Source organism: Brevundimonas sp. S1H14, from assembly GCF_047716865.1.
Lineage (GTDB): Bacteria > Pseudomonadota > Alphaproteobacteria > Caulobacterales > Caulobacteraceae > Brevundimonas > Brevundimonas naejangsanensis.
Genome location: NZ_CP136679.1, coordinates 1,127,900 through 1,144,394, shown reverse-complemented (window position 1 = coordinate 1,144,394; position 16,495 = coordinate 1,127,900). Strand labels below are relative to the sequence as shown.

Genomic DNA, 16,495 nt, shown 5'->3' with positions numbered 1-16,495 from the left:
GTGGACGTTGGGTCCGGGCCGATATCGGACCACAAGAGTTGCAGACGATGAATCGACGGGAACTGGGCCTTGGCGTCGCCACGACGAGCCTGACGCTGGCGGCCGCAAGCGGAGCGCTTGCGCAGACCCGCACGACCGACCCGCAGATTTTCATCGCCGGCTTTGACGCTCAGGCCGGGCGCCTGCCCGCCGCCCAGCAGGCCGACGTCCGCGCCGTCTATCAGCTGACCCAGGGCAAGCCCATCTGGACCGCCGACCGCCTGCGCGTGCTTCAGGAAGTCGCCGCCGGGGCCGAGCGTCACGGCCTGCCCGCCGGAGACTTCTTCGACTTCGTCGGCCTGGCCGCCGACCGCGAAACGGCCGAAATCCGCACCACCGCCGCCGCCCTGGCCTATGCGAAGGTTCTGGCCGAGGGCCGCGTCCGGCCCGAGACGGTCGAAGAGCTGTGGGAGATGCAGAAGAACAGCGTCGACCTGCCGCGCGGCCTCGTCGACGCCGTCGCCGCCAACAAACTGAGCCAGTGGTTCGACGCCCTGCCCCCGACGGATCTGGGCTACACCAATCTGTCGGCCGGTTACGCCCGCTATCGCCGGATCGCCCGTCAGGGCGGCTGGCCGGCTTTTCGCCTGAACAGCGGCACGATCGAGCCGGGAACCAGCGACCCGCGCATCCCCGCCCTGATCGCCCGTCTGGCGGCTGAGGGCGACCTGAGCGCCGCCAACGCCGAGCGCCTGAAGGGCAATCTGGCTTACGGCCCTGAGTTGCAGCAGGCGGTGCGCAGTTTCCAGACCCGCCACGGTCTGGGCGCCGACGGCCGCATCGGCGGCGCCACCCAGCGCTCGCTGACCGCGACGGCCGAGGATCGCGCCCGCCAGATCGCCCTGAACCTGGAGCGCCGCCGCTGGCTGAAGCGCGACCTGAATCCCGAGCGGATCGAGGTCAACACCGCCGCCGCCATCATGGTCTACTGGAAGGACGGCAAGCCGGTTCACTCCAACCGCGTCGTCGTCGGCACCGTCGCCAACCAGACCCCCAGCCTGGAAAAGCCCTTCGCCTCGGTCGTGGCCAATCCGCCGTGGACGGTGCCGATGGGCATCGCGCGTCGCGAAATCCTGCCGAAGGGCCCCGCCTACCTCGCCGCCAACGACATGTACGTCAACGCCGACGGCTGGGTAGTGCAGCGCGCCGGGCCGAAGTCGTCGCTGGGCAATGTGAAGTTCGAGCTGCAGGACAGCTACGCCATCTTCCTGCACGACACGCCCGCGCGCGGGGCCTTCAACCTGTCGGTGCGCCAGCGCAGTCACGGCTGCGTGCGGGTGCAGGACGCCATCGGCTTCGCCCGCCTGCTGCTGTCGCCCGACCCGGCGCGTCTGGCCACCTTCGACGAGGCGCAGGCCAGCGGCGAAACCAAGCGGGTGACCACCGGCCGCAACATCGGCGTGCGCCTGCTGTACTGGACCGCCTTCGTCGATGGCCAGGGCCGCGTCGCCTTCCGCGAGGACGTCTATAAGCGCGACGCCAAGCTGGCTGATGCCCTGGGCATCGCCGTCAACCTGCCGCAGGTGGTGGCCGACGCCCCGATCGACCCGGACGAAGTGACGCCTTAAGGCGCCGCTACCTTATCCGAAGGCGGCGCGCAGCATGTCCATCTGGCTTTGCACTGGATTGGCCGGCGCCGTCGCCGGCTCGACATACATCTGGCGATCCAGGTGCAGCACGCGGTCGTACAGCTTTTCGGCCCGCACGGCGTATTCGATCAGGGCGATGGGCAGGTCGCCGCGACGCGGTTCCGTCTCCATGCGGCGGTCAGCCAGGCGATAGCGGGGATCGCCCGCCGCCTCGGCGCTCATGTCTTGCTCACGCACGGCGCGCTGGACCAAAAGCCACGAGGCGATCTGCATCAGCCGCGTGGTCAGCTTCATGCTCTCGCCCGCATAGGACAGGGCCGCCGCCCGCGACAGCAGGCGTGAATCCTGGCGCCCGTCCCCGTCCAGATAGGCGGCGGTCTCCTCGACCAGCTCCATGCCTTCGCGGAAGGTGCGCTCAAACAACTCAGAGCGCGCGAAATCCAGCACCTCGGCGCCTGACAGGCCTGCCCGGCTCAGATTGGCTTCAATGGCGGTCACAGGCGTCCATCCAAGAATTTCATGTATCCGCTGGCTGCAATCGTCATGCCACGGAAGTCGCCTCTGTGGCAGAGCGCCGTCGAAACCATCCCCAACCGCCGTCGCTCAGCGGAAGTTGAACAGCGCATCGGCAGCGCTGCGCTGCGACGACTTGCCGTCGATGGCGGCCCTGGAACGCGCGATCTCGGCTTCAAGGGCGGCGATCCGCTCCTGAAGTTCGTCCACCGCATAGAGGTCGAGGTCTTCGCGGCCGAGGGCGCTGAGGGCCTCGCCGCGCTGCGGCCGGGGCTCCAGATCTTCAAAACTCATCCTCGCCTCCTTGGCCATCGCAGACACGAACGCCTATGTGAACGCCGCATTGAACAGGAATGCAAGCAAGGGAGGCTTCACCATGCAGGCCATTGAGATCGAAAACGGACGCGGCCCCGCCGACGCCCTGCGCCTGACGACGCGCCCCCTGCCCGACCCGGCGCCCGGCGAGATCCGCATCCGTGTGCGTGCGGCCGGGGTCAACCGCCCGGACATCGTCCAGCGCGAGGGCCGCTATCCGCCTCCGCCGGGCGCTTCGGACATTCTGGGGCTGGAGGTTGCGGGCGAGGTCGAGGCCGTCGGCGAGGGCGTGACCCGCTGGGCGATCGGCGACCGGGTCTGCGCCCTGCTGGGCGGCGGCGCATATGCCGAATACGCCGTGGTCGACGCCCGCCACGCCCTGCCGATCCCCGACGGCCTCGACTTCGTGCAGGCCGCCGCCCTGCCTGAAACCGCCTTCACCGTCTTCGCCAACGTGTTCGAAGGCGGCGGGCTGAAGGCAGGCGAGACCCTGCTGCTCCACGGCGCGACCAGCGGCATCGGCGTCATGGCCATTCAGATGGCCAAGGCGGCGGGCGCCCGCGTCATCGCCACCTCGCGCGGAGCCGCCAAGGCCAAGGCCGCCCGCGCCCTGGGCGCCGACGTCAGTCTGGACGCGACGGCGCAGGACCTGGCGGTCGCCATTCAGGAGGCGGGCGGCGCAGACGTGGTCCTGGACATGGTCGGGGCCGCCTATGCCGAACTAAACCTCAACGCCCTGAAGCCCGGCGGGCGCTGGGTGGTGATCGCCACCCTCACCGGCGCCAAGGCCGAGGTCGATCTGATGCGGATCATGCTGAAGCGGATCGTGCTGACCGGCTCGACCCTGCGCAGCCGCCCCGCCGATGAAAAGGCCCGGCTGGCCGCCGCCGTCGAGGCGACCGTCTGGCCGTGGGTCGCATCCGGCGCCGTCAAGGCGCAGGTCGAGGCGACCTTCCCCCTGGCCGAGGCCGCCGCCGCCCACGCCCACCTGGAAACGGGCGCCCACGTCGGCAAGGTCGTGCTGCTGCCCTGATCAAGAAAAAGGGCGGGAAGTCGAAGCTTCCCGCCCTATCCGTCAAACCGTCGCTACAGCTTACCAGCGACCGCCGCTGCGGGCCGGACGCAGGGACGAAATCTTGTCATTCAGGCCCGTATTGCGCAGGTCGCGGATATCGCCGCGCACGACCTCGCAGCGCCCGCGATAATTGGCGTCTTCGCAGACTTCCCAGCTTCCACGCGACAGGCGGATCGAGCTGATCGCGTCGTTCATGCCCAGGTTGCGCAGGTTCGGAACCTCGTCACGGAAGCTCATCGACTGGCCGCGATAATTGGCGTCGCGATAGACGGTGATCGAGGACTGGTTCCAGCCGCCGCCCTGACCGGGGCGATTGTTGTCCCAGCCGCCGCCGGGACGGTTCGGCCGACCGCTGTTTTCGAAATCTCCCATCACGCGTCCACAGGCCAGCCGGCCGTCACGGTTCACGATCTCGTCGCTGGAGCAGCGCGCCAGCTCGATGGAGGTCTCGCGGACATTTCCGCGCATGTCGCGACAATCAGCATAGAGACGGCCCTGGTTCACATAGGAGCCGGTGCAGCTCTGCGCATAGGAACCGCGCGGCGCGCCACGGGCCTGAACCTGCGCTTCAGCCGTCCCGACATTGACGACGGAGAAGCCGCCCGCCGCCATGACCAAACCTGCCGCTGCAACCACGAACTTCTTCATGACACGGTCTCCTTAGAGGTCTCTTCCGGCGCACAACGCGCCCTAGCCCTGAATGTTCATCATCACAGATGAACCTTTGCTGTATGGCGACGACAGACGACGTTTTCATTTGCCGCGAAATCCCCTATATGTGGGCTATCGCGCCCGGCCGAAAAGGTCGGGCGCCGTCGATTCAAACGCCCGTTTTTCGGGCCGCAACCGCCGGGATCCATGCCCATGACCGACATCCTGATGCCCAAGGCCACCGCGGTCTGGCTAGTGGACAACACCTCGCTCTCGTTCGAGCAGATCGCCGACTTCTGCGGCCTGCACCCGCTGGAGGTGCGCGGCATCGCCGATGGCGACGTGGCGCGCGACATTCGCGGCGCCGACCCCATCGTCAACGGCCAACTGACCCGCGAAGAGCTGGACAAGGCCCAGAACGATGAAAACTACCGCATGAAGGCCGTGGTCAGCCGCCACGCCGAACTGCTGAAGCCCGCCAAGTCAGGTCCGAAGTACACGCCTGTGTCGCGCCGTCAGGACCGTCCGGACGCCATCATGTGGTTCGTCCGCAACCACCCCGAAGTGACCGACGCCCAGATCGCCAAGCTGCTTGGCACGACCAAGGCCACGATCGAGAGCGTACGCAACCGCACCCACTGGAACTCGGCCAATATCAAGCCGGTCGACCCTGTGACGCTGGGCCTGACCGGTCAGCTGCAACTGGACGAAGTGGTCCGCAAGGCTGCTGACAAGAAGGCCAAGGACGACGCCAAGAACGGCGTCCTGCAACCCATCGAGGCCGAACCCGAACCGGAAGCCGCCGTCGAAGACGCCGAAGAAGAATATGGCATGGGCGCCGAGCCCACTGCCGAATCGGTGTTCGGCCCGCGCGACTGATCCCTTCGATCCGCCGAACGATACAAAACGGCCCCGGAAGAGCGATCTTCCGGGGCCGTCGTCATTTTCAGATGGAAAGCGGCGTCAGTGAGCGCGGGCTTCCAGGCTGTTGATCTCTTCCTTAAGTCGCAGCTTTCGCTGCTTCATCTCCCTGAGGTGTATCGGGTCCGCGGAGGGGCGGCGCATCTCCTGCTGGATGGTCTCATCCAGCGACCGATGCCGATTACCCAGTTCGCGAATACGAGCCTCGATGGTCATGGCTTGCGCCTCCATGTGTAAGGGACCACTACACTGAGCGCCCGGTTCGACGGGGTGTGGAATCACATTGCAGTGACCCTCGCCGCTCCGGACACGGACAGGTTGGAGGCGAATTTGGCCGATGTTGTGAACTCGACCGTTCGGGCGCCGGCGCCCTCTCGGCTAGTCGTTGGAATCTCTGGCGCTTCCGGCGTCATCTATGGCGCGCGCGTGCTGGACGCCCTGCGCGAACTGGGCGTCGAGAGCCATCTGGTCGTCACCCGCGCCGCCCTGCTCACATTGTCGCAGGAGACGGATCTCACCCCCGACGAACTGACGGCCAAGGCCGATGTGGTTCATCGGCTGAACGACGTGGGAGCGACCATCTCATCCGGTTCCTTCCGCACCCTGGGCATGATCGTCGCGCCCTGTTCTGTGCGGACGATGAGCGAGATCGCCACTGGCGTCACCTCGACCCTGCTGACCCGCGCCGCCGATGTGACATTGAAGGAGCGCCGTGCGCTGGTGCTGATGGTGCGCGAGACGCCGCTGCATCTGGGTCACCTGCGCACCATGACGGCCCTTGCCGAGATGGGCGCCGTCATCGCCCCGCCCCTGCCCGCCTTCTACGCCCGACCGGAAAGTCTGGAGCAGATGATCGATCAGTCGGTCGGCCGGGCGCTGGACGTCTTTGGTCTGGATTGGGCGCCGGTGCGCCGCTGGGAAGGGCTGAAGGGCGGGGTCGAGGCATGAGCGACGACCTGTGGAGCTGGGCCTGCGCCGCCTATGCCGCGCCGGGCGTGAGCGAGGCCTGCCTGGCGCTGCAGGACTATCACGAACAGAATGTGCCCCTGCTGTTGTGGGCGGCCTGGACCGCAGCCACCGGCCGCCGCCCCGACGAAGAGACGATCGAGGCCGCCTGCGACACGGCGCGCGCCTGGCAGACGACGACCATCGCGCCGCTGCGCGCGGTGCGGCGCACGCTCAAGACACCTATTCCGGACCTCGAAACCGAAGCCCGTCTGGCGGTGCGCGAGCAGGTGAAGGCCGCCGAACTGGCCGCCGAGCGGCATCTGTTGGAAGGGCTTCAGGCCCTGTCTCCCGCCGCCTCAGCCGCCCCGCGCCCGGCGGTCGACGCGATGGCCGAGGCCGCGCGGCTATGGGACAGGGTCGTGCCGCGGCCGGGGCTTAGAACCCTGGCCGACCTGCTTCCGACCTGACCCTGGCTCAGCTATAATCGCCCGGTCCGGGGCCTGATGATGAACGACGACGAACCTTACCTGTCCGAAGAAGACGAGGCGCTGCGCGCCGAGCTGACCTGCCTGCTGCAGGAGCACGCCGACCTGGACGCCTCGATCGAGGCGTTGGGCCATATGCCTGCGCCCGATCAGCTGATGATCGCCCGGCTCAAGCGCAAGAAGCTGGCTCTGCGCGATGACATCGTGAAGCTGCAAGACCGCATCCTGCCTGACATCATCGCCTGATAATTTCCGGGCCTGACAGCTTCCCTCTCCCGGCGAGAGAGGGAAGCAGGAACGCACGCGCTACAGCGGCAGGACCGAGGTGTCCTTGACCTCTTCCATCACCGCATAGGTACGTGTTTCGCGTACGCCCGGCATGGTGATCAGGGTGTCGGCCAGGAAGACGCGATAGGCGGCCATGTCTTTCATCCGCACCTTGACCAGATAGTCAAAGCCGCCGGCGACCATGTGGCACTCCAGCACCTCCGGCGAGCGCCGGATGCGGTCTGCAAACTGGTCGAAAATGTCCGAGGTCGTGCGATCCAGCAGCACCTCGATGAAGATCAGCAGTTCCCGCTCGGCGAACTTCGGATCAATCAGCGCCGTATAGCCGACGATCACGCCCCGCTCCCGCAGGCGGCGCACCCGTTCAAAGCACGATGACGCCGACATGTTGCAGGCAGACGCCAGGTCCTGATTGGTGATGCGCCCATCCTGCTGCAACACCCTCAGGATTCGGCGATCCGCGTCATCCAACTTGTAATCCGCTGTGTTCATGCGCGGCTCCCCCTTACGCATCTACCCTACTCCAACTTTGTCAAACCGCCTGCTGATCCGCAATGGATCAGCAGGCGGTGGAGACCAACGACCTGGGAGAAAATCGTCGGCCAGAAAGATCGCCTGTCAGAAAAACGGCCGCTTACTCGGCGCGCCGCGTCCCGGCCGCCTGTTTGCTCTGGGCGATGAAGGCCTCCATTTCGGCGGTCATGGCCGGAATGGTGGCGACGCCCAGAGCCAGCAGATGGTCGTGGAAAGCCCTGATATCGAAGTCGGCTCCCAGTTCGGCCTCGGCCTTGCGCCGCAGGCGGACGATTTCAATCTCGCCCAGCTTGTAGGCCAGGGCCTGCCCGGGCCAGGTGATGTAGCGATCGATCTCGGTGCCGACCTCATGATCCGACAGGGCCGTATTTTCGCTCAGAAAGGCGACCGCCTGATCGCGGGTCCAGCCCTTGGAGTGCAGGCCCGTGTCGATCACCAGACGCGCCGCGCGCCACATCTCATAGTTCAGACGCCCGAAATCCTCATACGCGTCTTCATAAATGCCCATCTCGACGGCCAGTTTTTCCGTGTAGAGCGCCCAGCCCTCCCCGAAGGCGGAGATCCCCGCCTGCGAACGCCATTCCGGCAGGGCGGCGTGCTCGCGACGCAGCACGCCGTGCCAGGCGTGACCGGGGTTGCACTCATGCACCGTCAGCGCAGGGATGTTGTATCGCGGACGCGACGGCAGGTCATAGGTGTTCAACAAGCACGCCCCGTTGCCGCCGCGTCCCGCCGTATAGAAGGGCGCGATGGCCGGCGGCACCGGAATCAGGCTGAAGGTGTCGCGCGGCTTCAGGTTGAAATACTGCCCCATCTTGCCGTCGACCTTCTTGATCACCCAGGCGCCGTGCCAGAGCAGATGCTCGGGCTTGTCGTACTGGAACTGGCGATCGGTCTTCAGGAAGGTGAGGAAGTCGGCGAAGCTGCCCGTCCATCCGGTGCTGCGCATGACCGCTTCCATTTCGGCGCGGACGCGGGCCACCTCGGCGCGGCCGATCTGGTGAATTTGATCCGGCGTCAGGTTGACGCTCGTGTATTGACGGATCTGCGTCTGATAGAAGTCGTCGCCGTCCGGCAGGCGGTTGGCGCCCAGGGTGTCGCGCGCGCCTGGCACATACTCATCGCGGATGAAGCTGAGCAGGGTGCGATGCGCAGGCACGACCTGCTGTTGGATTACCTGAACAGCCTCGGCGCGCAGGCGCTGTTTGTCTGCCTCCGGAATCGTCGACGGCATGTCGATGAAGGGCTTGTAGATCGGGTTGGCCTGCGGATCCGTCGGCTCGGTCACCGCCAGGATGGAGACGTCTCGTCCGACCAGAGAAGCCTTGGGCTGGGTGAAGCCGCGCGCCAGTCCAGCGCGCATATTGGCGATCTGCTGGTCGAAATAGCGCGGCGTATCGCGCAGTTGGGACAGGTAGCGGTCATAGTCCTCCACCGAGGTGAAGGTCTGATTCGCCATGCCCGAAATCGACGACCAGAACGAGCTGTCCGAGTTGAAGGGCATTTCGTAGAGGCGATGACGGCCGTCATCGACGAAATTGTCGATCTGGTGCTTGTAGACGGCGTAGTTGGTGCGCTCGGACGGCGACAGCTGGTCCGGCGAAATGGCGTTCAGGCGGCGCTGGATCTCGGTCCAATAGGCCAGGCGGCGCTGCTGGGTGGCGGCGCTGACGTCCGGCAGATGGGTCGGCTTGGACGCTCGCGAAGGAATCTCGTTTCGGCGCCAGGCGTATTCTTCGTCGGCGATAGCGCGGAACTGGGCGTCAAGGGCGCTGGCCGTCGTCGCCGTGGCCGTGGCAGGCGCCGAGGCCGACGCAGCCGTCGGCAGGGCGGCGAAAGCCAGCACGCCGACGGCGGCGGCGATGGCGCTGTATGCGGTCAGGGTCTTCATCAGTTTCTCCCCCATAGTCATGCGGACGCCCGCTTAGGCCGCCCCGTGTGAAAAGCCGCCCGTCGCCGGGCGGCTTTCCCTGTTTGCGGATCAGAAGCGCGCGTTCACGCCGATGTAGGCGTAGCGGCCCAGGTTGTTGTAGACGCTGGCGTTGAACCCGGTGTTCAGCGACGTGCCGGTCCAGGTGAACGGCGTCTGCGGCGGCTCCTCATTGGTGAAGTTGTTCACCCCGGCGAAGACCGAGAACTTGTCGAACCGATACTCCGCCCGGATGTCATGGGTCAGCCAGGACGGCGCCTTGTAAGGCTCATAGGCCCCTGCCGGATCCTGATTGCTGCGCACCATGCTGCTCAGATACTGGTTGGCGTAGGACAGCGAGACGCGGTCATAATCCCAGGTGACGCGGAAGTTCATCCGGCGCTTGGGATTGGGCAGTTCGCCCGCCTGTTCATCCCGCACGCTGGCGTCGCCCGGCACCGGATCATAGGTCAGGTCTTCCAGGAAACCCGCCGCCGCATTGAACGACAGCGAGCCGTAGTCCGGCAGCCCCAGCTTGGCTAGATCGGTGCGATACGACGCGGTGACGTCCCAGCCCGAGTTGGTGTACTCGGCCACGTTCAGAACCTGGTTCAGCACCTTGGTGATGTTGCCGTCGGCCCCGCGCGACACGCTGGTGCAGAACGGGTTGCTCAGATTCGGGCTGTCTACGCAGTTGTTGATGATGTTGCGCCAGCCCAGCGAGGCGATCACGTCGCTCATCTTGATATCGTAGTGGTCGATCGTGACCGCCAGACCCGGCAGGAAGGACGGCGTCAGAACCACGCCCAAGGTCAGGGTCTCGCCCTCTTCCGGGTTCAGGTCAGGGTTGCCCTGGCTGACCACCGGGCGCGTGGCGGTCGACTGGACGAAGTCCGGCGACAGGCCCAGGGCCGCGCAGTTCGCCTTGCGGTTCGAGGCTGCGTTGCCGAGGTTCAGGCGCGTGGCGTCGCAGGGATCCTCGATCTGGCTGTAGCCCTCGCTGCCGCCGCCGAACAACTCGTTGATGTTCGGCGAACGTACGGCCTTGGCGTAGTTGCCGCGGAAGCGGATGTTGCGGTCGACCGTCCATTCCAGGCCGACGCCATAGCTGCTGTCGCCGCCCGTGGTGGTGTAGTCCTGGTAGCGATAGGCCGCCGTCAGATCCAGGTACTGAACGAACGGAACGTCCGCCAGCAGCGGCAGGTTGATCTCACCGAAGATCTCCTTGGACTCATATCGGCCGTCGGTGATCTGCTGGGCGTTCTGGAAGATCAACGCATCTTGTGAGCGCTTGTCTGGTACGGAACGCGCATATTCCTTGCGCCACTCCACGCCCGCCGCGAAGGCGACCGGCAGGCTGGTCCCGCTGAAGAGGGACGGATAGGAGAACAACTCGCCGTTGACGCTGGCCACGGCGTTCCACTGGCGCGTGATGTCGTTCCGCACCGTGTGGATGTAGGAGTAATCGATCGCCTCCTGCGAAGCGACGCCCGCGCCAAACAGGTTCAGCGGCTTGCATCCCGCGGCGCGGGCAGCGTCGTCCCGACAGACGATGGTGTTGCTCACTGGATCCAGGTAGGCGTCGATCGACTGATAGAACTCCTTCTGCAGACGATCGAAATTGGTGAACTCCGATTTGGTCTGGCCGTAGTTGGCGTAGGCTTCGAAGCGCCAGCCGTTGCTGAAAGCGCCGTCCACGCCGGCGACGAAGCGGGTGGTGTCGTACACGCTCTCATAGGTACGGATGCCGAAATCGCGGTCGTTACGGGTGATGTCGAACTTGGTCACACCGGCTGCGGTCAGCATGGCCCGCAGGTCACTGGGCAGGAAGGGGTTGTCGGCCTGAATGCGATAGGCGTTTCCGGTCGCCGTGCCCTCCACATCGCCGGCGAAGGTGCCGTTTTCGCGCTGGCTGGTCGCCTCGGTGTGGAAATACTTGCCCTCGGCGAACAGGTTCAGTTCGGTGATGAAGTCTCCGGACGGCTGGAACTGGTGACGCATCTGCAGTTCGCCCCCATACCGCTCGACCGGGGTGCGCAGGGCGTCTTCGCTGAACTTGAAGCCGTCGCCGCCGATGGAAACCTTCTGCGGGCGACCGTTGCCGTCCACCACAACCTGTCCGCGGTCGAAAGGAACAAGCTTGCCGTCCGGCGTGAAGGTCAGGCTGTAGGCCGCATTGCCGCCGATCGGGGTGACGATCACCGGAGTGAAGCTGTCGTTGGTGATGTTGGTATAGACGTCCCGGGCCATAATGAAGGACGGCAGGCCGTCATCCGGGCTCTTCTTGTTCGGGTTCGGGATGTAGGCCAAGCCGCTCATCGCGTAGTCGCGCTCGTGCCGGTACAGGCCCTCGGTCTTGTCATAGGTGGCGGCCGCCATGACGTTGGTGCGGCCGTCGTTGAAGTTCCGGCCGATCGCCACAGAACCATAGTAGGTGTTCGGGCCGTCGGCTGAGCCGTACTGGGTCTGGGCGGCGACGCCCTCGAAGTCCTGCTTGGTGATGAAGTTCACCACGCCGGCGACGGCGTCAGCCCCGTAGACCGCCGAAGAGCCGCCGGTCACCGTATCGACGCGAGCGATGGTGGTCTTGGAGATGGTGTTGACGTCCACGGCGCTGGTGCCGCTCGACCCCGCTACATGGCGGCGACCGTTGACCAGCACCAGGGTGCGGCTGGCTCCCAGGTTGCGCAGATTCAGCGTCGCCAGTCCTTGGCCTGCCACCGTATTGGTGGTGCTGGACGCCGATGCGCCCAGGCCGACCTGCGGTTGTCGGGCCATGGCGTCGATCAGGTTGGTGACGCCGATGTTCTCGATTTCCTGAGCGTCGACGACGTTGACCGGGGTCGAGGCTTCGACGTTCGGGCGGCGGATACGCGAGCCGGTCACTACGATGTCGGCGACGGCGCTGGCCTCCGGGTCGGTCCCCGAGCTTTCGGATTGCGCCCAGGCGGGCTGGGCGGCGGCGGCCGTGACGGCCAGACCGGCGATCATGGTGCCGGTCTTCAGATACGCAGACAGTCTCATTGAATCACCCCTCGTTTTTTTTGATGTGAAGCACGGGCGCGCCCTCCCCATTAGGCGGCGCCCGGCTCGTCCGTTGTTGGATCAGCGCCCTCCTTGCGCCTCTCCTCGTTCGGCTTTTTGCCGATCGACCATGGCCCGCACGTCGGCCAGCAGGGCCGGCGCGTCGTAGGCGACGCCGCGCGCCACCGTCCAACGCACCCCACCCACCGTCTCGATGCGGTTTTCAGGGCTCAAGCGTTCATGCCCTGTGCCGTAAAGCGTCTTGAAGTTGGCCAGCGGGTTCTCGGTCGTGATGACCAGATCCGCACTCATGCCCGGCCGCACGATGCCGAAGGTCGGCGCCTTGCCAGTCGGCTCGGCCAGGGTCATGGCCCCGTCCATCGTGGCGGCGCGAACGATCTCCAACGGATGGAAACCGGCTTCCTGCAGCAGTTCCAGCTCTTCGACGTAGCCGAAGCCGTACAGCTTCCAGATGAAGCCCGAGTCCGACCCGACCGTGACCCGGCCGCCGACCTTCTTGTAGTCGTTCAGCAACAGCATGAACCGCTCATAGAAGCGGCGCCACGCCACCTCGTTCGACGTCGTCCAGTCGAAGAAGTAGCTGCCGTGGTTGTCGCGCGTGGACTGGAAATAGTCCGCCAGCGTCGGGAGGGTATAGATCTGGTGCCAGGGCGCATTACGCGCCCGCATCAGGTCGCGCGAGGCGGCATAGATGGTCATCGTCGGGTCAAAGACGACGCCCGTCTCCTTTTGAGCCTCAAGATAGGCGTACCATTGCGGCGAGCCGGGCTCGACTTCGTCCCAGATCTCCGCCGCTTCGCCGAACCGCTTCTGCTCGTCGTAGAAGTTGTAGTCGGTCGGATAGTTCTGGATCGTCCGCCCGCCCAGCAGAGATTCGAAATGGCCGTAGAAATGGGTGATGGTGCCCAGGCCCGCCGCCGCCAGCTGTTCGGCGTTCAACTGGGCCACGCCGGGCTGGGCGATATGGGCGACCGTTCCCATGTGGTTTTTCTTGGCTTCGTCGATGGCGGCCAGGACCACTTCGGGCGTCTCGTCGCCGCGCAGGAAGAACTTGATGCCGTCCACGCCGTTGGCCGCGCCCCAGCGCACCCATTCGCGCGCCATCTCAGGGCTGCGGATGCGGCCCCGCGACCAGCCTGAACCGATGGTCTGATAGTTGTAGATGCGCGGGGCGACGATCTCGCCCCGGGCCGAGCGGGCCTTTTCCGACACGGCGATGTCGTGCGGCGCCAGGCTGACGCCGCGCACCGTCGTCACCCCGTGGGCGAGCCACAGCTTGTAGACATACTCAAGGTCCGGCGCCTTCTGCGGGCTGCCGCCGTGGGCGTGGGCGTCGACGAAGCCCGGCATGACGTACATCCCGCGCGCGTCGATCTCGTGCGCTGCATTCAGCGGCGGGCGGCCTTCGCGCTCCGGCAGGCCCGGCCAGCCGGCCTGAATGATGTCCGTGATCTTGTCATTCTCGATGACGATGTCGACCGGCCCCATCGGCGGCGCGCCCGTGCCGTCGATCAGCATGGCGCCGCGCACCACCATCAGGGGATAAGGCCCGTATCCCTCGCCCGCCCGACGCGCCGGCGCCGGATTCAGGCTGGCGCGCGTCGGCGCCGCCTGAGCCTGAGCCTGAGTTTGAGCTGAAACTGCGCTCGGCGCCGTGGCCAACATAAGCGCGGCCGCACACGCCGCGCCGGCGCTCCTGAACATGGACTTTTTCTCTAAACGAGTCCGCAAGCTGCAATCCCTCCCAAGATCGAGGGTCTTTCAGACCCCTGCCAGCGCATGCCGGGCCCCTCAGCCAGACCTCCAATTCGCTAGCACCCCGCGGCGGGCAAGAGTTTCGGATATTTTCCGCCTTCCGAAATAAAATTCCCGAAAAACCCCATAACCGTATGCGTTCTTCGAAATATGAGTTTTTGTGCCGGGTGAGCGAAAGAAGCGTTGTTTATGCGGCAATTCTGATTTTATGATCTAAGGATAGCGATTAAAAACGGTGTCTTGGGGTCGTTTTTTTTCGGCAATGCCCTGCACGCACCTCAAGGGCGATCTAAGAATGCTGCGCCATATCGCCGCTAATCCGAATATTCTCATTTCATAAAATGGCATTATCCAATGTCCGGGGGAGACGCATGAGTTTCTTGACACGCCGCAAGGCCTTGCCTGCGCTGGGAGGCGCAGCGCCCAGGGCTCATGGACTGAAGCCCACCCTGTCGTGGCCTCACCTCGTGGCGTTGGGCGTCGGCGCCATCGTGGGAACCGGCATCTACACCCTGATCGGCGTGGGCGCCGAGCGGGCGGGCCCGGCGGTCATGCTGGCCTTCGTCATCGCGGGCATCGTCTGCGTATGCGCCGCCCTGGCCTATGCCGAACTGGCGACCATGATTCCAGAGTCGGGGTCCGCCTACACCTACTCCTACACCACGCTGGGCGAGGGCGCGGCCTGGATGGTCGGGTGGAGCCTGATCCTGGAATACACCGTCGTCTGCTCTGCCGTGGCCGTCGGCTGGGCAGGATATTTTTCGGGCATGATGGAAGGCATCGGCATGGGCTTGCCCGCCGTACTGACCTCGGCGCCGTCCCAGGGCGGCATCGTCAACCTGCCCGCCGTCGTCATCGTCGCCGCCGTGGCGGGACTGCTGGTTGCCGGCACCAAGGAAAGCGCCTCGATCAACGCGGCCCTGGTGGTGGTCAAGATCGTCGCCCTGATCGCCTTCGTGGCCATCGCCCTGCCCCACTTCAATCCGGAGAACCTCAAGCCCTTCATGCCCTACGGCTTCTCGCACGGGGTCGGGGCTCAGACCGGCGTGATGGCGGCGGCGGCCATCATCTTCTTCGCCTTCTACGGCTTCGACGCGGTAGCGACGGCGGCGGAAGAGACCCGCAACCCCGCCCGCGACCTGACCATCGGCATCATCGGTTCGATGGTGGCCTGCGTCGCCATCTATATGGCCGTCGCCATCGCCGCGCTGGGCGCCATGCCCTTCACCGAGTTCATGAAGTCGCCCGAGCCGCTGTCGCACATCATCCGCACCGTCGGTTCGGACCTGTGGGCCACCCTGATAGCGGGCGCGGCGGTCGTCGCCCTGCCGACCGTCATCCTGGCCTTCATGTTCGGCCAGAGCCGCATCTTCTTCGTCATGGCGCGCGACGGCCTGCTGCCGCGCAGCCTGGCCCATGTGTCGAAGCGGTCGGGCGGCCCGGTTCGTGTCACGGCGGGAACGGCCGTCCTGATGGCGATCATCGCCGGCTTCATCCCTCTGGGCGACCTGGCCGCCCTGGCCAACGCCGGGACGCTAGCGGCCTTCGCCTCGGTCGGCCTGTGCCTGATCGTACTGCGACGCCGCGAGCCGAGCCGCCCGCGCGTGTTCCGCGCTCCGGTCTGGTGGCTGGTGGGACCGATCGCCATCGCGGGCTGCGTCTATCTGTTCTTCAGCCTGCCCGCCTCGACCCAGATCAACTTCGTCATCTGGAATGTGATCGGGGTGGCGGTCTACCTGCTCTACAGCCGGCGCAACAGCCTGCTGAACGGCTAAGAAACATGGGCGCCGAGGCTGACCTCGGCGCCCTTTTCAATTCATCAGCGGCTCGCTTCGGGCCGCGCCTTTTTCCGCAGCCACATGGCCGCGTCCGCCTCGGCCAGCCAGACCTCGGCATCCGCCTGTCCGGCGAAGGCGCGCACGCCGAACGAGCCGCCCAGAGGCAGGCGCTCGCCCTCCCAGACAAAACCGTCACGGTTCAGCGCCTCGCTCAGCCGCCGCGCCTTCTCGCGACCTTCCTCAGCGCCCGCATTCATCAGCACCACGGTGAACTCATCGCCGCCCATACGACCCACGGCGTCAGATTCGCGCACGTTCGCCAGCAACAACTCCGCCACGGCGATCAGAGCCGCGTCGCCCGCCGCATGGCCCAGACCGTCGTTGACGCCCTTGAACCCGTCCAGATCGAGATACAGCAGCGCCGCCTCGACCCCGTGGCGACGGCAATAGGCCAGGTTGCGCGCCAGCACCGTCATGAAGCCGCGCCGGTTCAGCGCAGGCGTCAGCACGTCATGATCAGCCAGAGCCTCGGCCCGCTCGGCCCGCTCGGTCAGCGCCGCCACCTCGGCGCGCAGGCGGGCGATCTCGGCCTGCAAATCGGCATCGGCGCCCGCAGCGGTCGTCTGTTCGGCCAGGTGGTTCAAGGCGGG

16 protein-coding genes are annotated in these 16,495 nt (G+C 65.8%); 7 read left to right on the top strand and 9 right to left on the bottom strand.

Features of this window, described 5'->3' with window-relative positions:
* Positions 1-47 precede the first annotated feature (47 nt).
* The gene (locus tag RSD66_RS05610; protein ID WP_024353287.1) at positions 48-1,607 is read left to right on the top strand and encodes a L,D-transpeptidase family protein; all 1,560 of its coding nucleotides are present in this window, start codon (positions 48-50) and stop codon (positions 1,605-1,607) included.
* 12 nt (positions 1,608-1,619) lie between these two features.
* On the opposite strand, the gene RSD66_RS05605 is transcribed toward RSD66_RS05610, so the two are convergent.
* Together RSD66_RS05605 and RSD66_RS05600 are read right to left on the bottom strand one after the other, a co-directional pair.
* Complete coding sequence (locus tag RSD66_RS05605) at positions 1,620-2,126, bottom strand: DUF1465 family protein (protein ID WP_253108479.1); 507 nt, start codon at positions 2,124-2,126, stop codon at positions 1,620-1,622.
* 105 nt (positions 2,127-2,231) lie between these two features.
* Entirely contained in the window at positions 2,232-2,435 is a 204-nt protein-coding gene (locus RSD66_RS05600) for a DUF1192 domain-containing protein (protein WP_024353289.1), read from the bottom strand.
* Between the two features lie 82 nt (positions 2,436-2,517).
* On the opposite strand from RSD66_RS05600, the gene RSD66_RS05595 reads away from it, so the two are divergent.
* Positions 2,518-3,489: an NAD(P)H-quinone oxidoreductase gene (locus RSD66_RS05595; protein WP_415289299.1), complete on the top strand. Its 972-nt coding sequence runs from the start codon at positions 2,518-2,520 to the stop codon at positions 3,487-3,489.
* 60 nt (positions 3,490-3,549) lie between these two features.
* Here the strand turns inward: RSD66_RS05595 and RSD66_RS05590 are convergent, their stop codons facing one another.
* Positions 3,550-4,179, bottom strand: a complete 630-nt coding sequence (locus tag RSD66_RS05590; protein ID WP_119412919.1) for a beta/gamma crystallin-related protein — start codon at positions 4,177-4,179, stop codon at positions 3,550-3,552.
* Positions 4,180-4,395: 216 nt separating this feature from the next.
* Here RSD66_RS05590 and RSD66_RS05585 point away from each other — a divergent pair, with 216 nt between their 5' ends.
* Positions 4,396-5,061: a DUF1013 domain-containing protein gene (locus RSD66_RS05585; RefSeq protein ID WP_024353292.1), complete on the top strand. Its 666-nt coding sequence runs from the start codon at positions 4,396-4,398 to the stop codon at positions 5,059-5,061.
* An 84-nt stretch (positions 5,062-5,145) separates the two neighbouring features.
* Here the strand turns inward: RSD66_RS05585 and RSD66_RS05580 are convergent, their stop codons facing one another.
* Positions 5,146-5,319: a YdcH family protein gene (locus tag RSD66_RS05580; protein WP_119412920.1), complete on the bottom strand. Its 174-nt coding sequence runs from the start codon at positions 5,317-5,319 to the stop codon at positions 5,146-5,148.
* Positions 5,320-5,445: 126 nt separating this feature from the next.
* Here RSD66_RS05580 and RSD66_RS05575 point away from each other — a divergent pair, with 126 nt between their 5' ends.
* Genes RSD66_RS05575 through RSD66_RS05565 form a run of 3 tightly spaced genes read left to right on the top strand, consistent with a single transcriptional unit; the run spans position 5,446 to position 6,782 of the window.
* Positions 5,446-6,051 carry a UbiX family flavin prenyltransferase gene (locus tag RSD66_RS05575; protein WP_415289566.1) on the top strand — a complete coding sequence of 202 codons (606 nt, stop codon included), beginning with the start codon at positions 5,446-5,448 and terminating at the stop codon, positions 6,049-6,051.
* A complete protein-coding gene (locus tag RSD66_RS05570) occupies positions 6,048-6,518 on the top strand; it encodes a TIGR02444 family protein (protein WP_415289298.1) in 471 nt (156 codons plus the stop codon). The genes RSD66_RS05575 and RSD66_RS05570 overlap by 4 nt, the downstream gene beginning before the upstream one ends.
* Positions 6,519-6,557: 39 nt before the next feature.
* A complete protein-coding gene (locus RSD66_RS05565) occupies positions 6,558-6,782 on the top strand; it encodes a YdcH family protein (protein WP_119412993.1) in 225 nt (74 codons plus the stop codon).
* A 60-nt stretch (positions 6,783-6,842) separates the two neighbouring features.
* Here RSD66_RS05565 and RSD66_RS05560 read toward each other — a convergent pair whose 3' ends face one another.
* From RSD66_RS05560 to RSD66_RS05545, 4 genes are all read right to left on the bottom strand, one after another.
* Positions 6,843-7,316, bottom strand: coding sequence for an Lrp/AsnC ligand binding domain-containing protein (locus RSD66_RS05560; RefSeq protein WP_024353296.1), 474 nt, complete (start codon positions 7,314-7,316; stop codon positions 6,843-6,845).
* A gap of 142 nt (positions 7,317-7,458) precedes the next feature.
* Positions 7,459-9,249 carry a DUF885 domain-containing protein gene (locus RSD66_RS05555; RefSeq protein WP_415289297.1) on the bottom strand — a complete coding sequence of 597 codons (1,791 nt, stop codon included), beginning with the start codon at positions 9,247-9,249 and terminating at the stop codon, positions 7,459-7,461.
* 90 nt (positions 9,250-9,339) lie between these two features.
* Positions 9,340-12,291 (bottom strand): TonB-dependent receptor domain-containing protein, encoded by a 2,952-nt coding sequence (locus RSD66_RS05550; RefSeq protein ID WP_346523790.1) that lies wholly within the window; start codon positions 12,289-12,291, stop codon positions 9,340-9,342.
* 81 nt (positions 12,292-12,372) lie between these two features.
* The gene (locus RSD66_RS05545; protein ID WP_415289296.1) at positions 12,373-14,016 is read right to left on the bottom strand and encodes an amidohydrolase family protein; all 1,644 of its coding nucleotides are present in this window, start codon (positions 14,014-14,016) and stop codon (positions 12,373-12,375) included.
* Positions 14,017-14,438: 422 nt separating this feature from the next.
* Here RSD66_RS05545 and RSD66_RS05540 point away from each other — a divergent pair, with 422 nt between their 5' ends.
* A complete protein-coding gene (locus RSD66_RS05540; protein WP_024353300.1) occupies positions 14,439-15,842 on the top strand; it encodes an amino acid permease in 1,404 nt (467 codons plus the stop codon).
* A gap of 44 nt (positions 15,843-15,886) precedes the next feature.
* Here the strand turns inward: RSD66_RS05540 and RSD66_RS05535 are convergent, their stop codons facing one another.
* Positions 15,887-16,489, bottom strand: coding sequence for a GGDEF domain-containing protein (locus RSD66_RS05535; RefSeq protein WP_415289295.1), 603 nt, complete (start codon positions 16,487-16,489; stop codon positions 15,887-15,889).
* Positions 16,490-16,495 lie beyond the last annotated feature (6 nt).